At 74.3% G+C, this 12,329-nt stretch carries 9 protein-coding genes; 4 read left to right on the top strand and 5 right to left on the bottom strand.

The genetic code is table 11. The features are described 5' to 3' along the window. Positions 1-68 precede the first annotated feature (68 nt). Positions 69-1,043, top strand: a complete 975-nt coding sequence (locus ACH45N_RS08625; protein WP_397392980.1) for a patatin-like phospholipase family protein — start codon at positions 69-71, stop codon at positions 1,041-1,043. Positions 1,044-1,047: 4 nt separating this feature from the next. Here ACH45N_RS08625 and ACH45N_RS08620 read toward each other — a convergent pair whose 3' ends face one another. The 3 genes from ACH45N_RS08620 to ACH45N_RS08610 form a co-directional block, all read right to left on the bottom strand. Beyond that, the gene (locus ACH45N_RS08620) at positions 1,048-2,079 is read right to left on the bottom strand and encodes a DNA topoisomerase IB (protein WP_397392979.1); all 1,032 of its coding nucleotides are present in this window, start codon (positions 2,077-2,079) and stop codon (positions 1,048-1,050) included. 88 nt (positions 2,080-2,167) lie between these two features. Next, positions 2,168-3,745, bottom strand: coding sequence for a LuxR C-terminal-related transcriptional regulator (locus ACH45N_RS08615; RefSeq protein ID WP_397392978.1), 1,578 nt, complete (start codon positions 3,743-3,745; stop codon positions 2,168-2,170). A 455-nt stretch (positions 3,746-4,200) separates the two neighbouring features. After that, positions 4,201-7,023, bottom strand: coding sequence for a hypothetical protein (locus tag ACH45N_RS08610; RefSeq protein ID WP_397392977.1), 2,823 nt, complete (start codon positions 7,021-7,023; stop codon positions 4,201-4,203). Between the two features lie 370 nt (positions 7,024-7,393). On the opposite strand from ACH45N_RS08610, the gene ACH45N_RS08605 reads away from it, so the two are divergent. Further along, positions 7,394-9,166: a M15 family metallopeptidase gene (locus ACH45N_RS08605; RefSeq protein ID WP_397392976.1), complete on the top strand. Its 1,773-nt coding sequence runs from the start codon at positions 7,394-7,396 to the stop codon at positions 9,164-9,166. Positions 9,167-9,191: 25 nt separating this feature from the next. On the opposite strand, the gene ACH45N_RS08600 is transcribed toward ACH45N_RS08605, so the two are convergent. Both ACH45N_RS08600 and ACH45N_RS08595 read right to left on the bottom strand, forming a co-directional pair. Then, on the bottom strand, positions 9,192-9,596 hold the full coding sequence (locus ACH45N_RS08600; RefSeq protein WP_397392975.1) for a pilus assembly protein CpaE: 405 nt from the start codon (positions 9,594-9,596) through the stop codon (positions 9,192-9,194). A 56-nt stretch (positions 9,597-9,652) separates the two neighbouring features. After that, entirely contained in the window at positions 9,653-10,261 is a 609-nt protein-coding gene (locus ACH45N_RS08595; RefSeq protein WP_397392974.1) for a TetR/AcrR family transcriptional regulator, read from the bottom strand. 97 nt (positions 10,262-10,358) lie between these two features. Here ACH45N_RS08595 and ACH45N_RS08590 point away from each other — a divergent pair, with 97 nt between their 5' ends. Both ACH45N_RS08590 and ACH45N_RS08585 read left to right on the top strand, forming a co-directional pair. After that, the gene (locus ACH45N_RS08590) at positions 10,359-11,012 is read left to right on the top strand and encodes a CatB-related O-acetyltransferase (RefSeq protein ID WP_397392973.1); all 654 of its coding nucleotides are present in this window, start codon (positions 10,359-10,361) and stop codon (positions 11,010-11,012) included. A 53-nt stretch (positions 11,013-11,065) separates the two neighbouring features. Further along, a complete protein-coding gene (locus ACH45N_RS08585) occupies positions 11,066-12,274 on the top strand; it encodes a macrolide family glycosyltransferase (protein WP_397392972.1) in 1,209 nt (402 codons plus the stop codon). Positions 12,275-12,329: the final 55 nt, after the last annotated feature.

The raw sequence follows: 12,329 nt of genomic DNA, 5'->3' as shown, positions 1-12,329 counted from the left end.
CACGATCGCGCGACGGCGCTAGTCGCCACCGGGAGCGCTCGCCAGGCAACTCGCGAGAGGCGACTCCCATGAACACTTCTTCTTCTTCTTCTGCTCCGCCTTCCGGCGCGCCCGCACCCGCCCGTGAGCGCGCGCTCGTGCTCGGTGGCGGCGGCTCCACGGGCAACGCGTGGCTGATCGGCGTGGTGGCCGGCCTGTTCGACGGCGGGCTGGACGTGACCACGGCCGACCTGACCGTCGGCACGTCGGCCGGGTCGACGGCGGCGGCGCAGCTCGCCGGCGCGACGCCGGGCGAGCTGTACGCCGCGACGCTGACCGCGCCGCCGCCGGCCGGGCCGCAGCCCGCCGGGCCCGCGTGGGCCGGGGCGCAGCCCACCACGCCCCGGCCCACCGGGCCGCAGTCCCACGACACGCGGCCCGTGACGGACCACATGGAGCGGACCCGCCGGATCATCGAGGCCGCCGAGGGCCCGGCCGACCTGCGCCGCCGGCTGGGTGCGATGTCGCTCGACCTGCCCGGGTCCTCGGACGACGCGGTGCAGGAACGGTGGCGGGCGACCGTCGCAGCGCGGCTGCCGGCCCAGGCCTGGCCGGAGCGGACGGTGCTCCTCACGGCGGTCGACGCCGTCACCGGGGAGCCGGCCGTGTTCGACCGGACGAGCGGGGTGGGCCTGGCGGACGCCGTCGCGGCGAGCTGCGCCAGCGGCTTCGCCTACCGGATCGGCTCCGGCCGCTACGTCGACGGCGGCTACCGCGCGGGCGCCGAGAACGCCGACCTGGCCGCCGGGTACGCCCGGGTGCTGGTGCTGTCCCCGTTCGGGGGCCGGTCCCGGACGCCGGCGGACTGGGGCCTGGACCTGGCGACCCAGGTCGCGGAGCTGCGCGCGGGCGGCAGCAGGGTGGAGACGATCTTCCCGGAGCCCGAGAACGAGCACCTGTTCGGCCTCAACGCGATGGACGGCTCGCTGCGCCCGGCCGCCGCCCGGGCGGGCTACGACCAGGGCAGGGCCCGCGCCGGCGAGCTCGCCGAGCTCTGGCGCTGACCGGTCAGGCGGCCCTGCGGCGGGCGCGCTCCGCGACGGTGAGGAACCGGAGCAGAGCGCGCTCGTCGGCCGCCATCCAGCGGGACGTGCGCACGTCGTCGGCGCCGGACCGGGCGATCAGGCGGTCGAGCTCGGCGCGGTCGTCGGCGAGGATCGCGGGGTGCACGTAGCTCTTGCGGCACACCGCCGGGGTGTTGTGCAGGTGGCGGGCGGCGATCTTGACCGCCTCGACACGCTGCGCGTCGTGCTCGGCCTGGTCCGCCGGTGCGAGCCGGCGCAGGTGCCCGAACGCGACGGCGCTGGCGCCCCACGTCCGGAACGTCTTGGCCGTCCAGCCGGCCCCGGTCGCCCGGCCGAGGTAGTCGTTGACGTCGCGCGAGCCGACGTCGCGCACCTCGTCGCCGTCGACGTACCGCAGGAGCCGCTGGCCGGGCAGCTCCTTGCAGCGGCGCACGATGTTCGCCACGCGCCGGTCGTCGACCACGACGTCGTGCGGCGCCCCGGACTTGCCCGTGAAGCGGAACCGCACCTCGGCCCCGTCGACGGTGGCGTGCCGGTTGCGCAGCGTCGTCAGCCCGTACGAGTCCCCGGAGCGCACGTACTCGTCGTTGCCGACGCGGATCAGCGTCTCGTCGAGCAGCCGGACGACGGTGGCAGCAACCCGGTCCAGGCTGAGCCGCGGCGCGCTCATGTCGGCGTCCACCTGCTTGCGCAGGGCGACCAGCCCCTCCCCGAATCCGGTCAGCTCCTCGAACTTGGCGGCGTCGCGGGTGCGCCGCCACTCGTGGTGGTACAGGTACTGCTTGCGGCCCTTGACGTCGCGCCCCGTGGCCTGGATGTGCCCCGTGGCGTCCGGGCAGATCCACACGTCGGTCCACGCGGGCGGGATGACGAGGGCGCGGATCCGGTCGAGCGTGCGCTCGTCGGTGACCCGGTCGCCCCGCTGGTCCGTGTAGGAGAAACCCCTGCCGCGCCGACGGCGGTGGAGGCCCGGGTCCGCGTCGCTGCTGTGGGTCAGTCCCTCCGCGCCGTCCATCGCCGTCCCCTCCCCTGTGCCGGCCCATCTCGCCCGGAGCCACTATGACCCGGCGGCCGCCCACCGGCACGCGGATGGCGGCGTCCGGTCAGGCGCTCCGCGGGGTCTCCGGCGGGATCAGCCCGAGCTGGCCCGCGCGGGCGAGCGCGCTGGTGCGGCTCGACGCGTTGAGCTTGCGGTAGACCTTGCGCACCTGGGTGCGCACGGTGTTCACCGAGACGCCGTGGTCCGCGGCGATCCGTACAGCGCTGTCACCGGCGGCCAGGCCGGCCAGCACCGCCCGCTCCCGTCGGGTGAGCAGCACGATCGGGCCCGAGACGGGGTGCCTCGCGTCGTCGGGGATGCGGGTGATCCCCACGTGCCGGGGGTCGGTGCCGGTCCGGTGGCACAGGTCCAGCATCTCCTCCCGCGGGAACAGCGCGAACGGCGCGAGCGGCCCCTGCCGCCCGAGCTCGGCGGCGTGCAGGAACCGGGCCCGCGCCTCGTCGGGCTCGCCCGCGCGCAGGTGCGCCACGGCCATGACGAGCTGGAGCTCGAGGGCGTCCCGGGGCGGCACCGCCGCGTCGCGCATCGCCCGCCCGGCGACCGTCAACGCCCCGTCGGTATCGCCGGCCAGGAGCCGCACCCGGGCCGCGGGCGGCAGCAGCCGGCTGGTCGGGGCGGTCTCGGCCAGGGCCACCACGCGGTTGCCCTCGCCGGTCGCGGCGAGCAGGTCGGCGTGGGCCCGCAGCAGCACCGGGTGCGCGTCCGGGCCGGGCCGGCCGCCCATCCCGTGGGCGAAGCAGGCGGCGTCGAGGCCCAGCAGACCGTTCACGGGCTCGTCGAACGCCACCGCGTACGCCGCCCGGGCGGCCGCGAGGAACGGCCAGAGGTCGCCCGGGTCCTCCCCGCTGCCGGCCTCGTCCAGGGCCTGCGCGGCGGCGTAGGAGTCCAGCCGGTCGATCGCGAGGAGCGCCCGCGCGATGACGGCGCCCAGCAGCAGGTGATGCTTCAGCCAGTCCGGGACCGGGCCGCACTCCTGGATGCGCTCCAGCCAGTTCTCGGCCATCGCGTGGTGTCCGCGCACCGCCGCCAGCAGGGCGAGGTTCGCGCACGCCGCGGCGCCCGCGAAGTGCTGGAACGGCGCCGGGCCGGCCTGGTCGTAGGCGCGGCGCAGGTGCCCGATCGCGACGGCCGGGTGCCCGGCCAGCAGCGCCGTCACGCCCCGGTTCAGGGCGATCAGGCCCGGCCGGCCCACCCGGCGGTCACCGCTCCAGGGCAGCGCCCCGGCGTCGTCGGTCCGGAGCAGGTGCTCCTCGACCCAGGCGCCGATGCCCTCCGCCGTGCGGTACTGGCCGCGCATGCGGGCAGCGTGCATCGCGAGCGCCCCGGCGGCGACCAGGTCGCCGGGCCGCGTGAACGAGCGCAGCCGCTTGGACAGGCGTACGCCGTGCAGCTCGAACAGGCGCATGGTGGCGCGGAGCTGCGTGTCGTCGCGCGCCTCGGCGAGCTGGTAGGCCAGCACGCCGGCCATCAGCAGCCGCGGGCGGCGGGCGGCCATCGTGGCGGGCAGCCGTTCGAGCAGGCCGAGCAGCTCGGGGCCGAAGCGGGCGGGCAGCTCGAACCACCACGCGTCCGCCAGGTCCTCGAGGGTGTCCAGGTCTCCGGAGGCGATGGCGCTCAGCACACCGTGCTCGCCGTGGTCGTCCGCTCGGTCCCCTGTCGCCGAGGTGTCCGGTTCGGGCGGGACAAGCCATCTCAGGTTGTCTGACAAAGTCGTTGCGTCCCATTTCCACCAGAGCGCCGGTGCTTTTCCGCGGCGGGGAGTGCGGCCTGGGGTGCCGGCCCGGCCACCCGGCGTGACCGCCCGGGCGCAACGAGGGGGCAACTCCGGCGTTTCCCCTGCTCAGGGCTGCACCAGTGCTGGTTCGTGAGGAGTGGAGCATCGTTTCGCATCCAGCGTGCGACGGCACTATAAGTCATTCTTTAAACCCCGGGAAAGGGCTATCCTGGCCGATCTGATATCACCGACCGATAAACCAATAATTGCCCGGAATGACGTGCTGATCCGTCGTGCGCGAATTCACGGCCGGGTCGGTCCCTCGCCCCGCCACGAGGACGGCGGGGCGAGGGACCCGGCGATCAGCTCGCCGTGCGGCGCCGCACCACGACCAGGAGCGCGGCTCCGGTCAGCAGGAGCAGTGCCGCGAGACCCACGGCCCAGCCGAGGTCGGCACCGGTCGAGGCCAGCGCACCGACCGGGCGGTCCGGCTGGTCCGGTGCCGGGGGCGCCGGGTCAGCGGGGTCCACCGGGACCTTCGCCGTCGACGGCGGCGAGGTGGGCGGCGGGGTGCCGCCCGGCGGGGTGCCGGTGGCCGTGGCCGTGTTGGTCAGCTCCCCCGTGTCCAGGTCCGCCTGGGTGACCTCGTACGTCGCGGTGCAGGTCACCGAGGCACCCGGCGCCAGGTTCGCGGCCTCGGCGGGGCACTCGACCGGCGAGAGCTCACCCGACCCGGAGAAGTCCGAGTCGTCCACCTCGACGTCCGTCAGGGCCACGTTGCCGGTGTTGGTCACCTCGAAGGAGTAGGTGACCGGCTGGCCGACCCGCGTGATCTTCGACGTGTCCGAGGTCTTGACCACCTCGATGCCGGGCGCAGGGGTGCCCGGGATGTCGATGGTCGACGGCGGCGACTCCGGCGGCGGGGTGTCGCCCGGCGGCGTCCCCGTGGCCGTCGCCGTGTTGCTCAGCTCGCCGGAGTCGAGGTCGGCCTGGGTGACCACGTACATGGCCGTGCAGGTCACCGATGCGCCCGGCGCGAGGCCTGCGGCCTCGGCGGGGCACTCGACCGGCGAGAGCTCACCCGAACCGGAGAAGTCCGAGTCGTCGACCTCGACGTCCGTCAGGGTGACGTTGCCGGTGTTGGTCACCGCGAAGCTGTAGGTGATCTCCTGCCCCACCTCGCTGATCTCCTCGGTGTCGGACGTCTTGACCACCTCGATGCCCGGCTCGGGCGTGCTCGGGATCTCGGCCGTCGACGGCGGCGACTCCGGCGGCGGGGTGTCGCCCGGCGGGGTGCCGGTGGCCGTGGCCGTGTTGGTCACCTCGCCGGCGTCGACGTCCGCCTGCGTGATCACGTACGTCGCGGTGCAGGTCACCGAGTCGCCCGGGGCGAGGACGACGTCCGCGGGGCAGGCCGGGACCGGGGCCTCGCCCGTGCCCGTGAACTCGGTCTCGTCGACCGTGATGTCGCTCAGCGGCACGTTGCCGGTGTTGGTCACCGCGAAGCTGTAGGTGATCTCCTGGCCCACGGTGTACGACTCCGGGCCGGCCGGCGTCGCGGACTTCACGACCTCGATCCCGGGGTCCGGGGCCTCGGTCGGCGTGCTCGTCTCCGAGGGCGGCGAGCCGATCGGGGTGGTCGTGCCGGGCGGCGTGCCGGTGGCGGTCGCCGAGTTGTCCACCGACCCCGCCGCGACGTCCTCGTCCGTGACCACGTAGGGCTCGTCGGCCGTGCAGGTGACGGAGTCACCCGGGGCGACCGAGGTCGCCTCGCAGGTGACTGCGCCCACCTTCGGGTCGTCGATCGCCAGGTCGCCGATCGCGACGTCGCCGGTGTTGGTCACCTCGAACGTGTACGCGACGGTGTCGCCGGTGTCCGTGATCCCGTTCTCGTTGACGTCCACGGGGTCGCCCGCGGTCTTGACGAGGCCCAGGCCCGGGTCGCCGAACGTCACGGTCGACGGGTCCGGATAGTCCAGGCCGATCGCGGAGACGTTGTCGGCGTCGTTGGTGTAGCTGCCCGCCTCGTCGGAGGTCACGTTCACCGTGATGGTGCACGAGGCCGTGCCGGCGTCGAGGTTGCCGGTCGCCGACACCGCGGTGCCGCCGGCCGGGGCGGTCACGTCACCGGCCGGGCACGTGGTGGCCACGGCGGACGGGTCCGCGACCGTCAGACCCGCGGGGAGCGTGTCCGTGAACGACCAGCCGTTCTTGGCGGCCAGGTCGCTGGTGTTCGTGATCGTCAGCGTCAGCGTCGAGACGCCGCCCGTGGCGACCGACGTGGGGCTGAACTCTTTGTCGAGCTGCGGCGTCACGTCGAGCACGCGGATGTTGTCGTACGCGCCGTCGTTGCCCGTGCCGTCGCCGTTCTCGTTCCGCATCACGATGCCGAACTCACCGCCCGTGACGAGCGTCGAGCCGTCGGCGGGGAACCGGCCACCGGTCACCAGGCGCGTCGTGCCGTCCTGGGTCGGGGAGTTGTACTGCGTCCCGCGCGGGTCGGTGCACGGGTCGATCGCCGCGCTGGAGACCGGGATCTCCGCACCGGTGCCGTCCACGAGGTAGAACCGCAGCTCGGGGTGGCTGGCCTGGCAGTTCTGCGCGACCGCGTCCACCGAGAACGTCACGAACCGGCCCTCGGTCGTCAGCGACAGCGGACTGGCCGTCCGGAACTGGACCTGGTCGTCCCCGGAGCTGCCCGACGTGTACGAGGACGCCGCCGCGTTGGCCACCGGGTCGGTGCCGTTGATGGTGCCGAGCGCGTAGGGCAGGGCCGTCAGCGAGGTGAACGTCGCGGCGCCGAAGGTCTCGGGCTGCGACCCGTTGCAGTCCCCGGCCAGCCGCGTGCTGGTCTGGTTGATGATGAAGCCGTTGCAGTCGTTGCGGTCCACCCAGAACGGGTCGCCCGCGTAGGTCGTCCCGGCCGCCCCCGTGTAGTCCGTCAGGAGCACGTTCGAGCCGGCCGCCCGGTTCTCGAAGTCCTCGACGAAGAGGACCGTCGGCTCGCCGGGCACACCGGGGTTGCCCGGAGCGGCCACGGCGCTCGGCGTCACCGGCGTGAGCGACGTGGCGACCAGGCCCGCCCCGACCAGGGCGAGCGCCGCCAGGACCGCCGGAACCCGTCCGCGCCGCCTCCTGGCCGTCCCGCCCCGGGTGGTCCTCGTCGTTGACCTTCGTACGCGCATCTGCTGTTCCCCTCGCTCACGAGCCACACGGCCCGTATCCAGTACGGCGTGTTCAATGCCATCCCGTCGGCGCTCGATCACCAGTCGAGGATCAAGAAATCACCAACCGAATCACCAACCCGCGGGCGTAATTCACCCGTTCTCCGACGTCTGACCAGGAAACGAGGGGGTGAGCGGCCGCAGCGCCCGGCAGGGCCGGGCCGGACGGGAACGCAGGCGCGGGCATCGAAGGGCCGGGAACGGCCGCAGGGCCGAGGCATCCGGACCTCGTCCTGTGCACCTCGCCGACTCGTGATAGTTCTTTGACTGCCACGCAGGAGTTCTTTACCTGCGATCGGCGTGCCACCGCACCGACCTGAAGGAGCGACGCGTGCAGGACCAGGCGAACGAGCTCGTGCCCCCCGCTTCCCGCCCCGACCCGCGCAGAGTGCTGCGCACCGCATGGGCGGGCGCCGTCGCCACCGTGACGGCGGGAGGACTGTTGTTCGCGGCGGCGCCGAGCGTGCCGGGCATGCCCGTCGCCGGGCACGGCCAGGACCGGACGGACCGGCACCAGGAGCTGATCGCCGCGGTGGCGGTCGCCCGCTCGGCGCCGACGACGCCGCACGTGATCACCACGCCGCGGCACGTGAGCATGGAACAGGTCACGGCGGTCCTGGCCCGCGCCGACGACGAGGCCGAGCGGCAGGGTCCGCGGCTCAGCCCGGTGGTCGCGCAGGCCGCCGCCGAGCTCGGCATGCTCTACACCACGTACCGGATGCAGCAGCTCGCCTTCGGTGAGGCGACGGAGGGCCTGCGGGTCCAGGACGCCCCGGTCGCGCGCGCGGCCAGGGACGACGACGCCACGGCGGCCGCGGGCACGGGCCGGCTCCCGGCCGCGATCCCCGTGTCGGACGTGCACGGGGCGGCCGCCGGCACGGAGGACGTGGACCTGCCGTCGGGCCGGATCACCTACGAGCAGGTGGTGCTGGCGGCGGTGCGGCTGGCGAACCTGCTGGACCCGTCGGTACCGCTCGCGCTGGTCGAGGTGGAGGCCACCGGGGAGGACCAGGAGCCGGCCTCCCGCGGGACCGGCGAGGTGCTCGCCGGCCGGAGCGGCGCGGGGGGAACGCTGCGCGCGAGCCTGCTCGACGTGGTCTCGACGTTCGGCGGCTCGACCCTCGAGTACGCCAACGGCCGCATCCCCGCCGCGGTGCTGTGCCCGCTGGACTTCGCGCCCGGCCACCTGCTCCGCTGCGACGCCGCCGAGCGGTTCACGGCGCTGAACGCGAAGTTCGAGGAGGAGTTCGGGCACCCGATCCCGATCACCGACTCCTACCGCTCGTACGTGCAGCAGGTGGCGGTGGCCGACGCGAAGCCGCACCTCGCGGCCCTCCCGGGCACGTCCAACCACGGCTGGGGTCTCGCGGTGGACCTGGGCGCCCCGATCTCGGGCGGCGTGTCCGCCCAGTACGTGTGGCTGCGGGTGCACGGCCCGGACTACGGGTGGGACAACCCGTCGTGGGCCCGCCCGAACGGGTCCAAGCCGGAGCCGTGGCACTTCGAGTTCTTCGCGGCAGGCTCGGTGCCGGACCGCGCGATCGACCCGTCCGACATCGGCACGTGGACGTCGGACGACCCGTCCGAGCCGGCCTTCGAGGCCGCCGCCCGCGATCCCCGGTCCGAGGGCGGCTCGTCCGCCGACAAGCCGCGGACGACGCCGGACGACGAGCCGCGCAAGAACCCGCCGACGAAGAAGCCGTCCGAGCCCGCCACGTCGCCCCGGCCGAGCGACCCGGTCTCGAAGCCCGCGCCGAAGCCGGCCCCGAAGCCGACTCCCAAGCCGTCGCCCTCGCCGTCCCCGAGCGACCCGACGCCGAAGCCCACGCCCTCCCCGACACCGTCGCCGTCCCCGTCGGATCCGGGCGAGCCGTCGACCCCGCCGTCCCCGACGCCGTCGCAGCCGGCGCCGAGCCCGTCGCCCGCACCGAGCGAGCCGGCGCCGTCGCCCAGCCCGGCGCAGAGCGCGCCGAGCCCGGAGCCCGCCCCGAGCGGCAGCGGGACGCCGTCCTCACCGGCGCCGTCGCCCAGCCCGTCGGCCGGGCCCGACTCGCTGCTGGGCCTCGCCGAGGAGCTGGGCCTGACGGACGACGACCAGGGCTGACCGGCTCCTGAGCCGGCCCGCTCGCTCAGCGGCTGAGCTCGATGAGGGCGAGCAGCGCCTCGCCGTACGCCTCGGCGGGCTCCGGGTCGGTGAACACCCGGGGCTCGCCGAGCAGCTCGACCTCGACCTCGAAGCCGTCGTCGGTGTGGCGCAGCAGGTGGAAGCTCCCGCGGAGGAGGCGGCGGAGCTGGTCCTCGCGCGGCAGCCAGAGCGCGTCCTCGATCGCGACCGAGTCCAGCGCCCACTCGGTGGTGCCGTTGAAACCGAGGATCGTGCCCGTCGGGTACTCGTGCGCCTCGATCGTCATGGTGCTCACGGTGAAGACGTCGCCCGCGAGCTCGGGCGCCCGGACCAGGAACTGGTCGCCGTCGACCGGCGTCCAGACCAGGCCCGCGTCCCGCAGCTTCGTGGCCAGCTCGGTGGAGATCATCGACCCATTCTGACCGCCCGGCCCACGAGTCTCCAGGGCCGACGGGTCTCCCGGTCCTACCGAGCCAGGCCGCCCGCCGCTGCCGCCAGCACCGCGGCCCGGGCGGCTCGCTCCGGGAGCCCCGGGTCGGGATCCGCGCGCAGGAGCACCAGCTCGTGGTAGACCGGCGCGGTCGCCGCGACGAGCAGGCTGCGCGGGTCCGGGCGCTGCCCGGAGAGCTCGCCCCGGGCGACGGCACGGTCGACGAGGACCTCGCACTGGGCATACCGGTCGGCCCACAGCCGCGTCTGGGCCTGCGCGGCCTGCTCGGAGTGGAACGAGGCGGCCATCAGGGCGACGGCGAACGACGGACGCACGACCAGCGAGTCCTGGATCTCCCGGTTGAGCTGGGTCAGGTCCCCCTCCAGCGAGCCGGTGTCCGGGGGCTGCCAGTCGATCTCCCCGGCGGCGGCGATGGTGTCGGCGAGCAGGCCGCCCACGTCGCGCCAGCGCCGGTAGACCGTCGCGCGGTGGACGCCCGCGCGCGTCGCGACCGCCTCCATCGTGAGGCCTTCGTGGCCGCGCTCGGTGAGCTCGGCGCGGACCGCGTCGAGCACCTGGTCACGGATGCGGGCGGTGCGGCCGCCCGGGCGGCGGTCGGCGGTGGTGCTCTGGGGGTCGGTCATGGGGGTCGGTATCCGGTTGATCGGGGCACGGGTGATGTGTCAGCATCTTAACGCGACAATTGTCGCACTAGCGTCTCCGAGAGGACCCACCCACCCGATGCAGCCCGTTCCCGCCGACCCGACGGTGCTCCACCCGATGCCGGAGCACCCGCGCGTCGTCCTGCTCAAGCCCCTGGTGACGTCCCCGCTGATCGACGTCGGCGACTACTCGTACTACGACGACCCGGACGACCCCACCGCGTTCGAGACCCGCAACGTGCTCTACCACTACGGCCCCGAGCGGCTCGTCATCGGCCGCTACTGCGCGCTCGGCACCGGCACCCGGTTCATCATGAACGGCGCCAACCACCGTATGGACGGCCCCTCGACCTTCCCGTTCCCCACCATGGGCGGCTCGTGGGCCGAGCACTTCGACCTGATCACCGGCCTGCCGAGCCGCGGCGACACCGTCGTCGGCAACGACGTCTGGTTCGGGCACGGCGCCACCGTCATGCCGGGGGTGCGCATCGGGAACGGCGCGATCATCGCGGCGGGAGCCGTGGTCACCGCCGACGTGCCCGACTACGGCGTCGTCGGGGGCAACCCCGCCCGGCTCATCCGCACCCGGTACGACGCCGACGACGTCGCCCGGCTGCTCGCCGTCGCCTGGTGGGACTGGCCCGCGGAGCACGTCACGGAGCATGTCCGGACGATCATGTCGGGCACCGTCGCCGACCTCGAACGGGCCGCCGAGCAGGTCGGCCGGGCCTGAGAGACCCCCGCCCCGTCCCCCACGCCCGACCCACCCGAGACGAGTGATCGCCCGTGCCGCACCACCCTGCCCACATCGCGATGATCGGCGTGCCGATCGTCAGCCACGTCCTGCCCAGCCTCGCCGTCGTCCGGGAGCTCGTGGCCCGCGGACACCGGGTCACCTACGCCGCCGACCCGTTCGTGGCCGACCGGATCGCACCGACGGGCGCGGAGCTGGTGCCCTGCACCTCCACGCTGCCCGTGGCCGACGACGACTGGCCCGCCGACCCCATCGCCGCGGCGAGCCTCTTCCTGGACGACGCCGTGCAGGCACTCCCGCAGCTGAGCGCCGCCTACGACGACGACCCGGCCGACCTGTACCTCTACGACATCGGCGCCTATGCGGCGCGCGCCCTCGCCGAGGCGCAGGGCCGCCCCCTGGTGCAGCTGTCCCCGACGTTCGTGGGCTGGGAGGGCTATCAGGAAGAGGTGGCTGCCCAGCTGTGGCGGCTGCCGGGAGCCGACGCGTACCGCGACCGGTTCGCGCGCTGGCTCGCCGGCTGCGGGGCGACCACCACGGACGTGGACGCCTTCTCCGGCCCACCCGACCAGGCCCTCGCCCTGATCCCGCGGGCGATGCAGCCGCACGCCGACCGCGTCGACCCCGGCAGGGTCACCTTCGTGGGACCGTGCTTCGACACCGGCCCGGACGTGGACGCCGAGGGCTGGACCCGCCCCGCGGACGCGGAGAACGTGCTGCTGATCTCCCTGGGCTCCGCCTACACGCGCCGGCCCGAGTTCTACCGCCGGTGCCTCGCCGCGTTCGGCGACCTGCCGGGCTGGCACGTCGTGCTCCAGATCGGCCGGCACACGGACGTCGCCGAGCTCGGCGAGATCCCGGGCAACGTCGAGGTGCACCCCTGGGTGCCGCAGCGGGCGATCCTGGAACAGGCCGACGCCTTCGTCACGCACGCCGGCATGGGCGGCTGCGGCGAGGGGCTGCTGGCCGGCGTCCCCATGATCGCCGTGCCCCAGGCCGCCGAGCAGTTCATGAACGCCGACCGCCTGGTGGAGCTCGGCGTGGCCCGCCGCGTGGACACCGAGGACGCCACCGCCGAGACCCTCCGCGCCGCGCTGGACGACCTGGTCGGCGACCCCGGACGCGCCGAGCGGTCCGCGCGGCTGCGGGCCGCCGCCCAGGCCGAGGGCGGCACCTCCCGCGCCGCCGACCTCGTCGAGCACCTGCTGGCGCAGGCGCGGACGACCACACCCACATCTTGACGTGTTGTAGAGATAGGGCGACCCTCGTAGAGGGCATCCAGCACGCGCCCGAGAC

The sequence above is a fragment of the Promicromonospora sp. NPDC019610 genome (assembly GCF_044389365.1).
Taxonomy (GTDB): Bacteria; Actinomycetota; Actinomycetes; order Actinomycetales; family Cellulomonadaceae; genus Promicromonospora.
This window is presented reverse-complemented; position numbering and strand designations above follow the sequence as displayed.

What these genes read in the sequence shown, in the direction of transcription:
- ACH45N_RS08620 (WP_397392979.1), bottom strand. Translation starts at nt 2,079, where the DNA reads ATGGACGGCGCGGAGGGACTGACCCACAGCAGCGACGCGGACCCGGGC.
- ACH45N_RS08595 (WP_397392974.1), bottom strand. Translation starts at nt 10,261, where the DNA reads ATGACCGACCCCCAGAGCACCACCGCCGACCGCCGCCCGGGCGGCCGC.
- ACH45N_RS08625 (WP_397392980.1), top strand. Translation starts at nt 69, where the DNA reads ATGAACACTTCTTCTTCTTCTTCTGCTCCGCCTTCCGGCGCGCCCGCA.
- ACH45N_RS08600 (WP_397392975.1), bottom strand. Translation starts at nt 9,596, where the DNA reads ATGATCTCCACCGAGCTGGCCACGAAGCTGCGGGACGCGGGCCTGGTC.
- ACH45N_RS08590 (WP_397392973.1), top strand. Translation starts at nt 10,359, where the DNA reads ATGCAGCCCGTTCCCGCCGACCCGACGGTGCTCCACCCGATGCCGGAG.
- ACH45N_RS08610 (WP_397392977.1), bottom strand. Translation starts at nt 7,023, where the DNA reads ATGCGCGTACGAAGGTCAACGACGAGGACCACCCGGGGCGGGACGGCC.